Below are 17376 nucleotides of genomic sequence, written 5' to 3' on the forward strand. Positions count from 1 at the left end.
TAAAATCAAATTTAGGATGTATGGATAATTCTATTATAGATATTACAGGAGAATCTTATAGTCTTTCAAATATTTCAAAACCTTCAAAAGTTCCTTATTGGGGGCATCAATATGTATATTCATATTCAGAAATAAATTCGGCAACTAACCAGCAGCGTGTTTATTACAAAACTTTTAAATTTAACTTTTTAAACGGTATTTATTCAGATTTAGAAGGGAATAATAATTATGCGTTTGTTTTACTTTTTGACCTTTTAAAAGAATTTGATAATCATAAAAATATTGCTCGTTTAGAAAAAGAATTAAACGAATTAAAAATAAACTATCCTAAAACAAAAACGTACAGTGTTTCTCATTTTATTAAAAAATTAGAGCAACACGATTTAAGAAAAGATTCAGAGAGAATTCGTAGACAGGAAAATTATTATGATGATTATTCGGGATACGATCAGTTAAAATTGGGATTTCAATTTAGAGGCAAATTAAATTTAAATGATGAAGATGCGGTGCTTTTAAATAACATTTGGAATCCGGCTAATAATTTCTTTAATATTGAGTTTTGTGCTGTCGAAATCATGAAATTTTATTTGTCTGTAATTAAAAGATTAGATGAAAGATGTAAAAAGGATTCATCTTCTTTACATGAAGAACTTACTACAGTAGCTGATATTATCGCACAAAAACACTATAACTATAAACCAGAAAGTAATAACTATAAATACTCTATTGAAACGGTTATAAATGAACTTCATTCTAATATTTTCAAATACTGTGAAAATACTGTTCGTGAAATTTTTGGACACAAAAGAAAACTTAATGTAGATCTAACCTATATATCGAATACTGTAAAAGAAGAATACAACGAACGAATAATAATACGGTTAAATAAGATATTACAAATTTATGCACCAACAATTAATGAGCCAGATGAAAAAACGGATTATGAATTAAATATCCAAAATACAACTCGTTGGAAAATTAAATTTGATGAATTAACTAGTAATTTCAATAAAGATTCAGACACATTTATAAATCAGATTATCAATCTTGGAAATTTAAATAGAGATAATCCATCAATTGAAAATATTTTTTATGACGCATCAAAGTTTATCGCAGTTCATAATAAAGAAGCGTCGCTTACATTGTACGTTTATTATATTCATTATGATTTAAAATCCGTAAAATTTGATCAGAAACCATTAGGTGTGACAGTTCAGAAAACTTTGTTCAAAAATGGCGATCAATTTGATGATTTTCAAGCAATAATCAATGAGTTTATCCAGGATAAAGATTTAGAAAAAGCTTTAAAGGCTGTAAATAATGTTTATACAGCTAAACGAAAAAAAATTCAATTGGATAGAAATGCTATTCAACAAGTTCATGAAAAACACTCGGGAACGGTTGAGCTTCTTAATGAATATCTTAGAGATGAAAATGAGCAGGAAGATTTAAAAACAGAATTAGTCATTAATCCTGAAACAGAGAGACAGACTGTTTCTGAATACATTAAGATCGATACATCTCTTTATGACAACTTACTCAATTTTACAAAAATACAGCAAGATGTTCTTGATTCTTTTTCAAAGGCAAATTTTTCTCTTCTTCAGGCTGATTTTGAAACTTTCGCAAAATCGAAAGGGATGTTTAAAAACCAACTGATAGAAAGTATTAATGAAATATGCTACGACACATTAGACGATGTTTTAATTGAAGAAGATGATGATTTTTATATTATAAACGAAAATTACTATAACCGAATTTTAGCAAAATGACAGAAAACATAAAACCCAAAGAAGCAACAGCAATTATTAATTCATTAATTGGAGGTGTAGTTCCTAAAATTGGTGTCCAGCATATTACAGTTGGACGCTCTGAGGAAATTGATGCAGTTGTAAGCGCATTAGAAGATGTGAAAAATGGACATAGTATGGTTAAATTTTGGATCGGAGATTTCGGGTCTGGAAAATCATTCATGTTGCACTTACTAAACACTGTCGCACTAAAACAAAAGTTTGTCGTAGCAAATGCAGATTTTACGCCAGATAACAGACTTTACTCAAATGATGGAAAAGGAGTAGCATTATATGCCGCTATTATGGATAATGTTGCTATTCAGACTAAACCTGAAGGTGGGGCATTGCCAACTTTAATGGAAAAATGGATAGAACAAGTGATTATGAAAACGGCAGAATCTAATAATATACCATTAGAAAATGTTAGAGAAGAACAATATTTGACTCTTATTCAGAATAACATAATGAAAACCATCAACGAAATAACCGAAGTTGGAGGTTTTGATTTTGGAACAGTTGTGATGAAATATTACGAGGGTTATATCAAAGATGATGAGCAATTAAGAAGAAATGCCTTAAAATGGTTAAAAGGAGAGTATAATACCAAAACGGAAGCGAAACAAGATTTAGGCGTGAGAGAGATCCTCAACGACTTGAATTATTATGATATGCTTAAAAACTTCACCAAATTGTTTGTAAGCATGGGGTATAGTGGTTTTATGATTAATCTTGATGAAGCCATAAATCTTTATAAAATATCTGTTTCCGCAACTAGAGAAAAGAATTATGAAAAGATTTTGGCAATATATAATGATTGTTTTCAAGGTAAAGTGAGTAATCTTTTTTTCAATTTTGCAGGAACTAAAGAAGTTCTGGAAAACGAAAGAAGAGGATTGTTTAGTTATCATGCTTTAAAATCCCGTTTAGAAACAAATAAGTTTGAAACCGCAGAAATTAGAGACTTTGCACAGCCTGTAATTAAATTATTGCCACTCGATCATAACGAAATTTTTGTGCTTTTAATAAAGCTTAAAGCAATCTTTGATTATAATTATAAAGTATCAACAAATGTTTCTGATGAAGATATACAAAACTTCATGGAGGAAATGTTTAATAAACCGGGAGCTTCTGAATTTTTGACACCAAGAGAAGTTATTAGAGATTTTTTAAATATTCTAAATATATTAAGACAGAACCCTGATTTAGATAAATCAAAATTATTTGGAGAGATTGAAATTTCTGACGAAAGACCAGATACTGTTTTAATGGACAGCATAGAAGAATTGTAATGTCATTTGAATTATTATCTGAACCTATCCGAAAATATATTCGTGATAAACGATGGGAAGAATTACGTCCTATTCAAAATGCAGCAATTTCAAGAGTTTTAACAACAGATAATCATTATATTCTAGTATCTAGAACTGCTTCTGGAAAAACTGAAGCTGCTTTTTTGCCCATTTTATCTCAGGTTAATTTTAATGAAAAGGGGGTACAAGTTCTATATATCTCCCCTCTTATTGCATTAATTAATGATCAGTTCTACAGAGTTGAAGAATTGTGTAAAAACTTAGAAGTTAATGTTGTAAAATGGCATGGAGAAGCAAATGCAACTTTAAAAGAGAAATTAATAAAGGACCCATCGGGAGTTGTTTTAATAACGCCAGAATCTCTGGAAGCTATGCTTTCAAACAAACCTTTTAACGTAAAGCATCTTTTTTCGAACCTTAAATTTGTTGTTATTGATGAAATTCATTCTTTTATTGGATCGGGAAGAGGCGTACAATTAAAGTCTATTTTATCCAGATTACAGGATTTAAATGAAAATCAATTTAGGCTAATTGGACTTTCAGCAACGTTGGGAGATTATGACGAGGTCAAGAAATTTGCAGGTTCTGCCGTACCAACAATAGTTTTAAGAGATAAAGCATCAAAAGAAATTGAAGCTAAATTTAAATATTTCAAAAACGACGGTGATGACTTACCCTTAAGTCTTTTTAAAGATTTGTATTTAGAAACTAAAGATAGTAAAGTTTTAATTTTTCCGAATAGCAGAGGACTTGCAGAAGTTGTAGCAGTTAAATTAAAAAAGCTTTCTGAAAAGCTAAACGGTCATGTAAATTATTTTTCGCATCATTCATCTGTTGATAAGGAAGTTAGGGAATACGTAGAATATTTTGCAAAAAGTAACAACAGACAAAATTTTTGCATTTCCTGTACTTCAACTTTAGAACTCGGAATTGATATTGGTTCTGTTGATCAGGTTGTACAAATAGATGCAACGCACAGTATTGCATCATTAATACAGCGTATAGGAAGAAGTGGAAGAAGAGATGGTGCAAAAAGTTTTCTCTATTTGTATGCAACAGATAAATGGAGCTTATTGCAGTCATTGGCTTGCTGGGAATTGTATAAAGAAGGTTTTATTGAGCCAAAAGACTCAATGACTTTAGCTTATGATCTTTTACTGCATCAGGCATTATCAATAACAAAAGGAAATTCAGGCATTAATTTTAATGAATTAGTTAAAATACTAAAGCAAAACTTCGCATTCAATGATATCGAGAGCATAGATATTGAAGAGATTTTAAACCATTTAATTGCTATTGATTTATTCGAAAAATTAAGAGATGAAGTTATTATAGGAATTGAAGGAGAAAAAATCGTCAATAATAGGGATTTTTACAGTGCCTTTACTATTGAAGATAATTTTAAGGTTGTGAATGCAGGAATAAAAATAGGTGAAATTCCATTGACACCACAAATCAGAGAAGATGAAAATATTTTATTAGCAGCTAAAATCTGGAAAATTATTTTTGTCGATTTCAAAGCAAAAAAAATTGAAGTTAAACCTACAAATGATGGTAAAAAGCCTCTTTTTTTTGGTGGAAGCGGAATGGTACATCCCAAAATTAGGAATAAGATGTTTGAGATATTATTTCAGAATCAACAATTTAATGAGCTAAATAAAGAAGCTTCAGAGGAGTTAGATGAGATGCGAAGTGATTTTTCTGTTTTTGGTATCAACAATATGGAGTTGGAAAGACCATTGTTGGTTTCAGAAAAAAAACTCGTATTGTACACTTTTACAGGTACTAAAATAAATAGAACTTTACAATTTCTTTTTAAATTTTCTGAAATAAAGCACTCATTAGACGATTGCACAAGCTCATTCGATATTGATGAATTTAAAGATGATTTTTTGGATAAATTTAATTACATAACTTCAAACGTGGATGTTATTGAGGAAATTATAACAGAAGAATTAGAAAAAAATCCAGATTCCTTAATTACATCAAAATGGGGTGTTTATTTACCAGTGAAATATCAAATAGAATGGATGAAACAAAATTATTTTGATATAAAACAAACTGAGGATTTTTTAATTAGCGTTACTCAAATTGTAGATAATTTGTAATGATTTATTTTACAGTTAGCAACGAAATTTAAAGGCTTTATATTTATCATGAAATGAAAAGAAATCTGATTTTAAATTTGGGAGATTGAGAATTATGGAATATAAAAGTGGTTAATATATTGGAAAAAAAGTTTATCTGATTCCATGAAAGCAGATATCAATAGTGATAAACTTCAATATTTTTAAATTCACATTCAGAAGATAGAAGAAATCTTAGATAAAAGAAGTAATCCTCCATCAGGGATACTTTCAAATTAATTAATTTACGAAACAGAGAGTTAAATATCAAAATTTACCCTTCAATATTCACGAAGGTTATCTATTTATAAAATAAAATATTTGTTTAATTACCAATTCCCTTGCAATCCTTCTTTTAAGGCGCTATTATATTTCTCCAAATCAAAACTATATAAATCGGGAGCTTTGTGTGCACCGCCTTTGCGGGACTCATCCAATTTGGTTAAAATATCATAACGCAGAATCTTTCTGTAGAAATTACCTCTGTTTAGTTTTTTACCTAAAATACCTTCGTATAATTTTTGAAGTTCAGGCATTGTAAATTTCTCAGGGAGCAGGTTATAACCAATAGGATGATTGTTTAATTGTTCGCGAAGCGTTATTAATGCTTTATCAAAAATAGCTCTGTGATCCATCATAAATTCAGGAAGACTTTCTATTGGATGCCACTCAACAGTGCTGGAAAATTCATCAATAACCAGATTTACCTGCGAATGTTCTGCCAAAGCATAATACCCAATAGAAATAAAACGCTGTTTGTACCAAATACTATCATCATAATCCGAAAAAGCATCTTCAGAACGATTAAGATTTCCAAAAGTATGAAACTGATGCAGGTAAATATTTTCAGTTCCCGTTCTGTCTTTTAAAATGCGGACTGCAGCTTCATCAACATTTTCAGTTTTTTTTACATAACCGCCGGGAAGTCCCCAAGAATCCATATCTATCATTTTTAACAACAAGACATGAAGTGAGTTTTGGTGAAAACTAAAGATAACACTATCGATAGAAAGTGTCGGAATATATTTTTTCCAAGCCTCTTCAGACTCGGTTTCGAGAAACTTTTTAAATTCCATTACGGTACAATTAGCTTCAAATTTAATTGTTTTAACAGGTACGAGTCAAATTTTTTAGATTTTTTCTGACAATTTTATATTCTTAGAAAAAAAAAGAAAAATGTTAATTATCGGCAGAGCCTAACACTTTGGTATTTTTTGATGTTATAAGGTCATCTTGACTTTATCCACTGTTTTCGGTACTTTACGCAAACGTGGTAGCTTTACTTTTCTTCTTTTTTAATTATACATTAATATTCTGTTCTAATTGTTTATATAGAATTATTGCTCCATTTATAATGCGATTTTGAAAATTTTTAAGGTGATTATTTGTTGAATTCAGAAATAGTATTTAATATTGCTTCATTATGAAGCAATGAAAAAGTATCACAAACTAAACTACCTCACCACTTATGAAAAAAATGTTAATGGCCGCATTCTGCATGGCTGTTTTTCCAACAATCGACGCTTATTCTCAAGACGATAAAAAACAACAAGCAGCAGATTCAATAAAAAAATTGACCAAAATTGTTGAAACTGATAGTAAAGAAGAAAAAAATAGAAATGTAATGCTAAACGCAGCCAATAATACTGGGCCGCGTGATGTAAATATCGGATTGCCTTCAACTGTTGGCGGAATTACAATTCAGGAAAATGATCTGCCGGTTGTGTATTATTTCTGGCCGGAATTACCAAACAGAACCTGGAGGCAAAGTGCAAGTTTAGGACGCACAGGTTTACTGAAAATTGGTGAAGCTGCTATTACAACCGGAGATTTAGGGTTTGCAGTGAATTCATACACCAGACTTGGAACCGATAAATTAGAAATTAACGGAAACTTTTCAGGATCTAGTTTTGGCTGGATGAAAGGTGACTTAAATGTTTCCGGACCGTTGGCTAAAGGCTGGTCTTATACAATGGGAGCTTATGCCAATTTTGATCCAAATTCATTTGACTTAAAGTTTGCTAATTATTCAGACAGAACACAAATTTACAGAGCCGGACTTACCAAGAAATTTAATAACGGAAAAGGACAGATCAGCTTTTTGTATAAATATGCCAACTCAGCTTCGCTAACAAATTACGCTGTTTTTAGATACAAAGAAGGCGGAAAAGTAGAAGAATACAATGACTTTAAAATTGGTCGTGACTCTTATATCGTAAATGACGGAATCATGAAGTTTAAAGATATCATGACAGGAGAAACTAAATTTGCTGATATGGGCGGAAGCGATGCAGCATCGACTTCACACACTTTTGACATTTTAGGAAATTATGATTTAGCAAACGATTGGAAATTAAATTTCTCAACTCGTTTTCGTTATGCCGAAGCTTCTCAGTTAATTGCCATTCCGCTTGGGATTTTTCAGGCGAGTGCGGCGGACAATTTCACATACAAATCAACTGGAAATGCTTATGTGGGGAATGTAAATTCGATGTTGGGATTATACACAGATGGAACGCCTACAAAAACGGCTTTATCAAGATTTGAGATTACAAAAAATGTGGAAAAACACAATTGGAGATTTGGTGTAACAGAATACTATTATCAAGTAGACGACTTTACTTCAAGCCGTTCATTTTTTAACCAAACGGTAAGCGCAAATCCTGATAAATTGGTTCGTAATACTCCGGGCGGCACTTCAAACACAGATGCTGACGGATTTTACAATTACAATGTTGGGGGAGAATACCACAATGGTTTCGAAAATAAATTATCTGGATATTTCTCTGATAACTGGATGATTAACGATCGTTTGAGTTTAGCTTATGGAGTTAATTTAAGATACCACAAATTAAAAGGAGATTATTATCTGACACCAAGAACACCAGATTTAGTGTTTGATCCAAGTCAGAAAACGTATTTTGATAACAATTGGTTTCATTTAGGAGGTTCTATCAATGCGGTTTATAAAGTAACTAAAAGAGCGGGAATTCTTGCAGACTTTACTTATACAGAAAAAAACGGACAATTAGAAAGTTATTCTGGAGCTGCCGTGCCTAATATGGCAAAAACTAAAAGTCCATTAGGAGCTTTTGGATTGTATTTCAATCATGATAAATTCAGTGTTGTATCTCAGGCAACTTATTTGACAAGAAATAATTATCAGGCAAGATTAAACTTAGTAAATCCATCAAATGCAAGTCAGTCGGAAGTGGCAACAGTTTTCTACGATATTCAGACTTTGGGATGGACAACAGATATTGTGGCTTCACCATTCAAAGGATTTAATCTGCATTATTTAATTACGTTTCAAGATCCGGTTTATAAAAACTACAACTTTAATGCTTTTGGAAACAGTTATTCTTATAACGATAAAAACGTTTTGGAAATCTCTAAAGTTTTAATGGAAATTGACCCAAGTTATACGTACAAAGATTTCAAATTCTGGGCAAGTTTTAGATATTTCAGCAAGCAATATGCAAATCAGACCAATGCGTTATATTTTGCTCCAAGATGGGAAACTTTTGGAGGTGTAAACTACAAAATCAACAACCATTTTGATATTGGTTTGACTGCTGTAAACTTCTTAAATCAAACAGGAGCAAAAGGAACAATCAATGGAGCTGAGTTAATTACAGATGCTTCAAATTATTACGATCAGCTTTTGGTTGGATCTTACATTCGTCCATTTACTTTAGAAGCGTCTCTTAATTTCAGATTCTAAATTTCATTCTATGAAAAAAATAATTATAACTGCAGGTTTCGCTTTTTTTATAAGCGTTACCATGCAGGCACAGCAAGGAAATTTTACCATAGTTAAAAATAATAAAGGTGCAGATTTGGGATATTCTCCCGAATCTGGCATCAAAATTCTAACCGTTAACGGAAAGAAATTTAAAGATTTAAATAAAAACGGAAAGCTTGATAAATATGAAGACTGGCGCCTTTCGGCAGATGAAAGAGCCAAAGATTTAGCTTCAAAAATGTCAGTGGAACAAATTGCAGGATTGATGCTTTATAGTCGTCATCAGGCGCTTCCGGCTCCTGCAGATGGATATAGAGCGGGTCATTACAACGGAAAAGTTTTTGCTGAAAGCGGAGCCAAACCTTGGCAGCTTACAGATGAGCAGAAATTATTTCTTAAAGATGATAATCTTCGCCATGTGCTTATTACAAGTGTAGAAACGCCGGAAACTGCCGCTTTATGGAACAACGAAATGCAGGCTTTTGTAGAAGGAATTGGACTTGGAATTCCGAGTAATACCAGTACAGATCCGCGTCATACGGCAAATGTAACGTCTGAGTTTAATGCCGGAGCGGGAGGAACAATCTCAATGTGGCCTGACGGATTAGGAATGGCATCGACATTTGACCCAAAAATTGTAGAACAGTTTGGACAAATTGCTGCAAAAGAATATCGTGCACTTGGAATTGCGACTGCTTTATCGCCGCAAATTGATTTAGGTTCTGAGCCAAGATGGTACAGAATTTCGATGACTTTCGGCGAAAGCCCAGCTTTAACCAGAGACATGGGAAGAGCTTATATTGATGGTTTTCAGACTTCATACGGAAAAGACGAAATTAAAGACGGCTGGGGTTACAAAAGTGTAAACGCAATGGTAAAACACTGGCCAAGCGGCGGTGCTGAAGAAGGCGGACGCGACGGTCACTGGGCTTATGGAAAATTTGCGGTTTATCCTGGAAATAATTTACAGCAGCATATTGATCCGTTTATTAATGGTGCTTTCAAATTGAAAGGAAAAACCAGTAAAGCTTCGGCGGTAATGCCTTATTACACGATCACTTTTGATCAGGATAAAAAATACAACGAAAATGTGGCCAATGGTTACAGCAAATATATTATTACCGATTTATTAAGAGATAAATACGGTTACGATGGCGTAGTTTGTACCGATTGGTTAGTAACGGGAGATGAAGGAAAGACACCAAATCTTTTTGCCGGAAAACCTTGGGGAGTTGAAAATCTTTCAATCGATCAAAGACACTACAAAGCAATTATTGCGGGAGTAGATCAGTTTGGCGGAAACAATGATAAGAAACCCGTTTTGGCTGCTTATGAAATGGGAACTAAAGAATTTGGAGAATCTTTTATGAGAGCCAGATTTGAAAGATCAGCCGTTCGTTTATTGAAAAACATTTTTAGAGTAGGGCTTTTTGAAAATCCCTATTTGAATGTGGAAGAAACAAAAGCTGTTGTTGGAAATCCTGAGTTTATGAAAGCAGGTTATGACGCCCAATTGAAATCGGTTGTATTATTGAAAAACAAAGCGGCTGTTTTGCCTTTAAAAGAAAAGAAAACCGTTTTTATTCCGAAGATTTATACGGCTTCAACCAAAGATTGGTGGGGCGTTGCAAGTCAGCCGAAATTAGAATATCCAGTAAATCTAGAGTTAGTAAAGAAATATTACAATGTTACCGAAGATCCTTCAAAAGCTGATTTTGCCATTGTTTTTGTAACAAGTCCGCAGAGTTTAGAAGGCGGTTATGATTTAAAAGACAGACAAAACGGAAGTAATGGCTACGTGCCGATTTCACTTCAATACGGAACTTATACCGCAACGGAAGCCAGAACAAAAAGTATCGCAGCCGGAGATCAGGTTATTGACCCAACTATAAAAGACAGAACCTACAAAAACAAAACGGTAACTGTCGCAAACACTATGGATTTGAGAACGATTCTCGATACTAAAGATATGATGAACGGAAAGCCGGTAATTGTTTCGGTTACGGCTTCAAAACCTATGATTTTTAATGAATTCGAAAAACAGGTTGACGGAATTGTATTGAATTTCGGAGTTTCTTCTCAGGCTGTTTTAGATATTATTTCAGGAAAAGCTGAACCTTCAGGATTGCTTCCAGTACAAATGCCAGCGAATATGGAAACGGTCGAAAAACAATTTGAAGATGTTCCTTACGATATTATACCGCATAAAGACAGCGAAGGAAATACTTATGATTTTGCTTTTGGATTGAACTGGAAAGGGGTTATTAAAGATGCTCGTACTGAGGTTTATAAAAAGCAATAATTTTTAGTACGATTTTAAACCTGACAGGTTTTTAAAACCTGTCAGGTTTCGACAAAGTAAACACAATCTTGTCATTTCGACGAAGGAGAAATCTTCGCAAGAAACTCGACAAAGATTGGTTTGTCTTAGGATCGGAGCTACTTACGGAGATTTCTCCCTTAGGTCGAAATGACAAACTGTATGTTAGCGAAAACTATAAAATCAGCAAAATCTGCTTAAATCATAATAAATCTGCGTGAAATAATGAGAAATAATATAAAAATACTATTTGCTTTCTGTTTGCTTTTAAGCATTTGTTCACAAGCCCAATCAACATCTAAAAATTCATTTTCAAAAGATTTGATACAGACTAGAATGCGTGTTATTGTCGATAATGATTTTAGCGGAGATCCCGATGGATTGTTTCAATTAGTTCATCAGATTTTATCGCCTTCAGCAGAAATAAAAGGAATAATTGGATCACATTTAAAACCGGGAGATGGTTTTGATTCTTCATCAGAAACTGCCACAAATGCGGTTAAAAAAGTGAAAGAACTTTTGGAAGTCATGAAACTTCAAAACGCTTTTCCAGTTTATGAAGGTTCCAATTTGCAGCTGAAAGATGCTAAAACACCAAATATTTCAGAAGGAGCAAAGGCCATTGTAAAAGAAGCTATGCGAGACGATGTAAAAACACCGCTTTATGTAGTTTGTGGTGCAGGATTAACAGAAATTGCAAGCGCTTATTTACTAGAACCTAAAATAGCAGAACGTCTTACTCTGGTTTGGATAGGAGGTCCTGAATATACAGATTTAGCGACACCACCGCCGGGTTACACTTCTTTAGAATACAATTTAGGAATTGATATTACTGCGGGACAAGTCATTTTTAATGATTCAAAAATTCCAATTTGGCAAATTCCTAGAAATGCGTATCGCCAGACTTTATTGTCGTATTCTGAATTGTTGTTAAAAGTAAAACCACAAGGAAAAACAGGAGAATATCTTTCAGAAAAAATAGAAAGCCTGATGAAAAGAGTACAGCAATTCAACCTTCATATTGGCGAAACTTATATTATGGGAGACAGTCCGCTGGTTTTGTTAACGGCTTTACAATCTTCTTTTGAAGCAGATCCGAGTTCGAGTTCTTATGTCTTGAAATCTTCACCATTTATTAATGCACAGGGACTTTATGAAATCAATCATAACGGAAGAAATATTAGAGTTTACAACCAATTAGATACGCGATTGATGTTTGAAGATTTCTTTGCCAAACTGCAATTGTTTAAAACAACTAAATAACAATCAAACTATTATGAAAATTATATACACATTTTTAGCAGCAGGATTTCTGCTGTTAGGAACTTCTGTGAAAGCACAAGAAGCTATAAAATTATATCAGGGAAAAGTGCCGGGATCTGAAAACTGGACACAAAAAGAAGCTCAAATGTATTCGGATTTGTTTAAGACCGAAGTAGTTTATAATGTAACTGATCCAAGTTTATTGGTTTACCAAGTTCCAAAAGGAGTTAAAAATACAGGAACCGCGATTGTCATTGCTCCGGGTGGCGGTTTCCAAAGTTTATCAATTAACAGAGAAGGAAAAGAACTGGCCGAAATTTTAAGCAAAAAAGGAATTACCGCTTTTGTTTTGAAATACCGCTTGAATAAAACCGAAACCAATGATCCGGCAAGAGAAATGATGGACAAATTGAAAGACAGAGCAGCATTCGAAAAAAACTCTCTGGCAACAATTCAATTAGCGGCTCAAGACGGAAAAAATGCTTTAAACTACGTTCGCAACAATGCTTCAAAATATGGCATAGATATTAAAAAAGTGGGAATTATTGGTTTCTCTGCAGGAAGTACGGTAGCAATGGAAACTGTTTTGGATAATAAAACAGAACAGCTTCCGGATTTTGTAGCGAATATTTACGGAGGTCCAAGACCTGAACTTCTGAGCGTTGCTGCGCCAGAAAAAAAGATTCCAATGTTTGTATGTGCAGCGAGTGATGACCAATTAAAATTGGCTCCAAGAAGCATTCAAATGTATAATAAATGGCTTGAAGCAGGGCAGACTGTTGAGCTTCATATGTACTCAAAAGGCGGACATGGTTTTGGAACTGGAAAACAAAATCTGCCAGTTGACTCATGGGAAACTCGCTTTGAAGATTGGTTGAAACTTCAAGGTTTTTTAAACTAGAAATAAAAGGTTTCACGCAGATTTAGACAGATTTGAGCAGATTAGAATAAAAAAATCTGCATTTATCTGCTTAAATCTGTCTAAATCTGCGTGAAAAAAAATAAGACTTTAAAAACTATATATTATGAAACATAAAATTATAAAAACAGGAAAAATAACGCTTTTAACGGCGTTAGTGCTTTCTAATTTGTCTTGGAATACAATTCCAAATAATGAAACGAATCCGCCTCTTGTTACTATTAAAGGATTTACGTTTGCTGATTTCAACAGAAACGGAAAACTAGATCCGTGGGAAGATACGCGTCTTACTGCTAATCAAAGAATTGATGCGATCATCAAAGAAATGACGAATGCAGAAAAAGTAGAACTTTTGATTGGAACTGGAATGCCAGGAATCGAAGTTTTAACTGGTCCCGTTGGAGATTCTAAACAAGGTTTGGTTCCAGGTGCGGCAGGAGGAACAGCTGCTTTTGAGCGATTCGGAATTCCTGCAACGGTAGTAGCCGATGGTCCTGCTGGATTGAGAATTGCGCCAACGAGAGATAATGATTCTAAAACGTATTATGCAACGGCATTTCCGGTTGGAACGGCTTTGGCTTCAACTTGGAATAAAGCGCTTTTAGAAGAAGTTGGAAAAGCAATGGGGAATGAAGTAAAAGAATACGGTGTTGATGTTTTATTAGCGCCTGCTTTAAATATCCACAGAAATCCTTTAAACGGAAGAAACTTCGAATATTATTCTGAAGATCCATTAATATCTGGAAAAACTGCTGCTGCAATTGTAAACGGAATTCAGTCTCAGGGAGTAGGAACTTCGATTAAACATTTCGCAGTAAATAATGAAGAAACAAACCGTTTGACAATTAATGCACATGTTTCTGAAAGAGCAATTCGTGAATTGTATTTAAAAGGTTTTGAAATCACTGTTAAAGAATCGCAGCCTTGGACTGTAATGTCTTCATACAACAAATTAAACGGAACTTATACCTCTGACAGAAAAGATCTTTTGACTCAGGTTTTAAGAGACGAATGGGGTTTTAAAGGAATTGTAATGACGGATTGGTTTGGGGGTTTTCCAGGTTTTGAATCTATTTCTAAAGGTTCAAACTCTGATGTTGTACAGCAAATGATTGCCGGAAATGATTTATTGATGCCGGGAATTCCAGTTCAGAAAAAAGCGTTGTTGACAGCCTTAGATTCTGGTAAATTATCTCAGGAAGTGGCAAATGTAAACGTGAAAAGAATTTTAGAATATGTTTTCCGTACGCCGACTTTTGCGAAATACAAATACAGCGATAAACCGAACTTGACTAAAAATGCTGAAGTAACCAGAAATGCTGCAGCCGAAGGAATGGTTTTACTTAAAAACACAAACAATGCCCTGCCTTTTGCAGACAAACAAAAAGAGGTTTCAGTTTTTGGAGTTACGTCTTATGCTTGGATTACAGGCGGAACAGGAAGCGGAAGTGTGAACAACAAACATACCGTTTCTCTTTTAGAAGGTTTAACAGCTGCAGGTTATAAATTAGACAAAGAATTGGTTGATTTATATAAACCACATGCGGAAAAAGAAGTAGCAGTTGAAAAAGAAAACAGAAAAGCAAGAGGAATTTTGGCTTTGCCAGAAAGACTTCCAGAATTAAAAATGGATGATGCTTTTATCGCTAAAAAAGCGGCAAGTTCTGAAATTGCATTTGTGACTTTAGGAAGAAATTCTGGAGAAGGCGGCGACAGAGTTGTCAATAACGATTTTAATATGGCTGATGAAGAAATTCAAATGCTGGATAAAATTTCAAAAGCTTTTCATGCCAAAGGAAAAAAAGTAGTTGTTATTTTAAATATTGGCGGGGTTATCGAAACAGCTTCTTGGAAAGATAAAGTTGATGCTATTTTATTAGCTTGGCAGCCAGGTCAGGAAGGCGGACATTCTGTTGCTGATGTGGTTTCAGGAAAAATAAATCCATCTGGAAAATTGACAATGACTTTCCCAGCCAAATATTCAGATACGCCTTCGGCTAAAAATTTCCCTGGATTTCCAGTTGATAATCCGAAAGACGTGACTTATGAAGAAGGTGTGTATGTTGGATACCGTTATTTTAATACGTTCAACATTAAACCGTCTTATGAATTTGGTTTTGGAACTTCATATACAACTTTTGAATATTCTGGTATAAAATTAAGTTCTCCAACTTTCAAAGATAAATTGACTGTTTCGGTTACGGTAAAAAATACCGGAAAAGCAGCAGGAAAAGAAGTAGTGCAATTGTATCTTTCAGCACCTTCAAAATCTATTGATAAACCGAAAGAAGAATTAAAGGCTTTTGGAAAAACAAAAGAATTGAAACCAGGCGAAAGCCAAACGTTAACTTTGACTTTATCTCCAAAAGATCTGGCTTCTTTCTTAGAAAACAAAAGTGCCTGGATTGCTGAGGCAGGAAATTACAAAGTTTTAGTTGGAGCTTCTTCTTTAGATATTAAACAAACCGCATCGTTTGCAGTTGAAAAAGAAATTACGGTTGAGAAAGTGAAGAAAGCTTTTGAATTAGATTCGAAGTTTACAGAGCTTAAGCCTTAATTATAGTTAGTTACGCGTTGGTTAATAAAAGCCGTCTCATTTTTTGAGACGGTTTTTTGTTTTGTTTATTATACCAAAATTTTGTTCGATACCTTTATCTTTGCAGCCTTAAAAAAATCTTCTTTTCTTTTTATTAGAAATATCCTAACTGCTTAAAATGTCACAAAAAAAGAAATCTATTTATACGCTTCAGTTTATTTTGCTTTGTTTGAGTTCCCTTTTGTTCTCGTCAAGTTTTAATATGATTATACCGGAGCTGCCAAGTTATTTAAGCAGTTTGGGCGGAGCAGAATATAAAGGATTTATTATTTCGCTGTTTACACTTACGGCTGCAATTTCTCGTCCTTTCAGCGGAAAACTTACTGATAAGTGGGGACGTGTTCCTGTAATGGCAGTTGGATCTGTGGTGTGTTTAATCTGCGGATTTTTGTATCCCATATTAACTTCAGTATCAGGATTTTTGTTTTTGCGTTTGGTTCATGGTTTTTCAACAGGATTTAAACCCACGGCCACTTCGGCATATGTTGCCGATATTATTCCACAGGAACGATGGGGTGAAGCTTTAGGAATGCATGGTTTATGTTTTAGTATTGGCGGTGCTTTGGGACCTGCGCTGGGCGGGATGGTTGTAAATGCTTACGGAATCGATATTATGTTTTACAGTTCGTCGTTTCTTGCTTTTTTATCGATTGTTATTGTAATGAATATGAAAGAAACTTTAGTTGCAAAAGAAAAACTTCATAAATCAATGTTTTACATTGGTAGAAAAGATATTATAGATATTGGAGCACTTCCTGCCGGAATTATTACTTTTTTCTCTTATACAGCTTATGGTTTAATATTGACTTTAATTCCAGATTGGAGCGAGCATCTGGGCGCCGAAAATAAAGGAGTATTTTTTACTGCATTTACAATCGCTTCTGTTTTGGTTCGGTTTGGTTCTGGAAAGGTTTCTGACAGGCACGGACGCACCAATGTTATATTTGCAGGTTTGGTTATAACCTCAATTGCTTTATTTGTAATTAGTACAGGAAATAGTATAACGGTGCTTTTAGCAGGAGCCGCACTTTACGGAATGGGAACGGGGATATTATCGCCGGCAATCAATGCATGGACTATTGATTTAAGTAATCCTGAACACCGCGGAAAAGCGATAGCCACCATGTATATTTCTATGGAATTAGGAATTGGCTTAGGAGCTTTACTGGGAGGCAGTTATTACAGTGATCAAATATCACGAATACCACAAATCATGAAAATAGATATTCTGGTCTTGTTTATGGGAATTTTATACCTTTTGTACTGGAAAAGGAAAAGATTTAAAGAGAAACTCTAGAAAAATG

10 protein-coding genes are annotated in these 17376 nt (G+C 33.9%); 9 read left to right on the forward strand and 1 reads right to left on the reverse strand.

Annotated features, from left to right (window positions below; translation table 11 throughout):
• Window positions 1-20: 20 nt before the first annotated feature.
• From L1276_RS20575 to L1276_RS20585, 3 genes are read left to right on the forward strand one after another with little or no spacing between them, the layout of a single operon-like run.
• The gene (locus L1276_RS20575) at window positions 21-1772 is read left to right on the forward strand and encodes a tellurite resistance TerB C-terminal domain-containing protein (RefSeq protein ID WP_253791161.1); all 1752 of its coding nucleotides are present in this window, start codon (window positions 21-23) and stop codon (window positions 1770-1772) included.
• A complete protein-coding gene (locus L1276_RS20580; protein WP_253791162.1) occupies window positions 1769-3082 on the forward strand; it encodes an ATP-binding protein in 1314 nt (437 codons plus the stop codon). Before L1276_RS20575 ends, L1276_RS20580 begins: the two co-directional genes overlap by 4 nt.
• Complete coding sequence (locus tag L1276_RS20585) at window positions 3082-5211, forward strand: DEAD/DEAH box helicase (protein ID WP_253791164.1); 2130 nt, start codon at window positions 3082-3084, stop codon at window positions 5209-5211. Before L1276_RS20580 ends, L1276_RS20585 begins: the two co-directional genes overlap by 1 nt.
• A 347-nt stretch (window positions 5212-5558) precedes the next feature.
• Here the strand turns inward: L1276_RS20585 and L1276_RS20590 are convergent, their stop codons facing one another.
• Window positions 5559-6305, reverse strand: a complete 747-nt coding sequence (locus L1276_RS20590) for an NUDIX domain-containing protein (RefSeq protein WP_253791167.1) — start codon at window positions 6303-6305, stop codon at window positions 5559-5561.
• 392 nt (window positions 6306-6697) lie between these two features.
• Between L1276_RS20590 and L1276_RS20595 the strand changes: the two genes are divergently transcribed.
• The 6 genes from L1276_RS20595 to L1276_RS20620 all read left to right on the forward strand — a co-directional run bounded on the left by L1276_RS20595 (window position 6698) and on the right by L1276_RS20620 (window position 17369).
• Entirely contained in the window at window positions 6698-8953 is a 2256-nt protein-coding gene (locus L1276_RS20595) for a TonB-dependent receptor (RefSeq protein WP_253791169.1), read from the forward strand.
• A 10-nt stretch (window positions 8954-8963) separates the two neighbouring features.
• Window positions 8964-11276, forward strand: a complete 2313-nt coding sequence (locus tag L1276_RS20600; protein ID WP_253791171.1) for a glycoside hydrolase family 3 N-terminal domain-containing protein — start codon at window positions 8964-8966, stop codon at window positions 11274-11276.
• Between the two features lie 243 nt (window positions 11277-11519).
• Window positions 11520-12557, forward strand: coding sequence for a nucleoside hydrolase (locus L1276_RS20605; protein WP_253791173.1), 1038 nt, complete (start codon window positions 11520-11522; stop codon window positions 12555-12557).
• A gap of 13 nt (window positions 12558-12570) precedes the next feature.
• Entirely contained in the window at window positions 12571-13458 is an 888-nt protein-coding gene (locus tag L1276_RS20610; protein WP_253791175.1) for an alpha/beta hydrolase, read from the forward strand.
• A gap of 124 nt (window positions 13459-13582) precedes the next feature.
• Window positions 13583-16033, forward strand: coding sequence for a glycoside hydrolase family 3 C-terminal domain-containing protein (locus L1276_RS20615; protein ID WP_253791177.1), 2451 nt, complete (start codon window positions 13583-13585; stop codon window positions 16031-16033).
• A gap of 157 nt (window positions 16034-16190) precedes the next feature.
• Window positions 16191-17369, forward strand: a complete 1179-nt coding sequence (locus L1276_RS20620) for an MFS transporter (protein ID WP_253791179.1) — start codon at window positions 16191-16193, stop codon at window positions 17367-17369.
• Window positions 17370-17376 lie beyond the last annotated feature (7 nt).

Origin of the sequence: Flavobacterium sp. HSC-32F16, from assembly GCF_024171645.1 — a bacterium.
In the GTDB taxonomy this organism is placed as follows: Bacteria; Bacteroidota; Bacteroidia; order Flavobacteriales; family Flavobacteriaceae; genus Flavobacterium.

What these genes read in the sequence shown, in the direction of transcription:
- L1276_RS20600 (WP_253791171.1), top strand. Translation starts at nt 8,964, where the DNA reads ATGAAAAAAATAATTATAACTGCAGGTTTCGCTTTTTTTATAAGCGTT.
- L1276_RS20615 (WP_253791177.1), top strand. Translation starts at nt 13,583, where the DNA reads ATGAAACATAAAATTATAAAAACAGGAAAAATAACGCTTTTAACGGCG.
- L1276_RS20575 (WP_253791161.1), top strand. Translation starts at nt 21, where the DNA reads ATGGATAATTCTATTATAGATATTACAGGAGAATCTTATAGTCTTTCA.
- L1276_RS20595 (WP_253791169.1), top strand. Translation starts at nt 6,698, where the DNA reads ATGAAAAAAATGTTAATGGCCGCATTCTGCATGGCTGTTTTTCCAACA.
- L1276_RS20605 (WP_253791173.1), top strand. Translation starts at nt 11,520, where the DNA reads ATGAGAAATAATATAAAAATACTATTTGCTTTCTGTTTGCTTTTAAGC.
- L1276_RS20620 (WP_253791179.1), top strand. Translation starts at nt 16,191, where the DNA reads ATGTCACAAAAAAAGAAATCTATTTATACGCTTCAGTTTATTTTGCTT.
- L1276_RS20590 (WP_253791167.1), bottom strand. Translation starts at nt 6,305, where the DNA reads ATGGAATTTAAAAAGTTTCTCGAAACCGAGTCTGAAGAGGCTTGGAAA.
- L1276_RS20610 (WP_253791175.1), top strand. Translation starts at nt 12,571, where the DNA reads ATGAAAATTATATACACATTTTTAGCAGCAGGATTTCTGCTGTTAGGA.
- L1276_RS20580 (WP_253791162.1), top strand. Translation starts at nt 1,769, where the DNA reads ATGACAGAAAACATAAAACCCAAAGAAGCAACAGCAATTATTAATTCA.
- L1276_RS20585 (WP_253791164.1), top strand. Translation starts at nt 3,082, where the DNA reads ATGTCATTTGAATTATTATCTGAACCTATCCGAAAATATATTCGTGAT.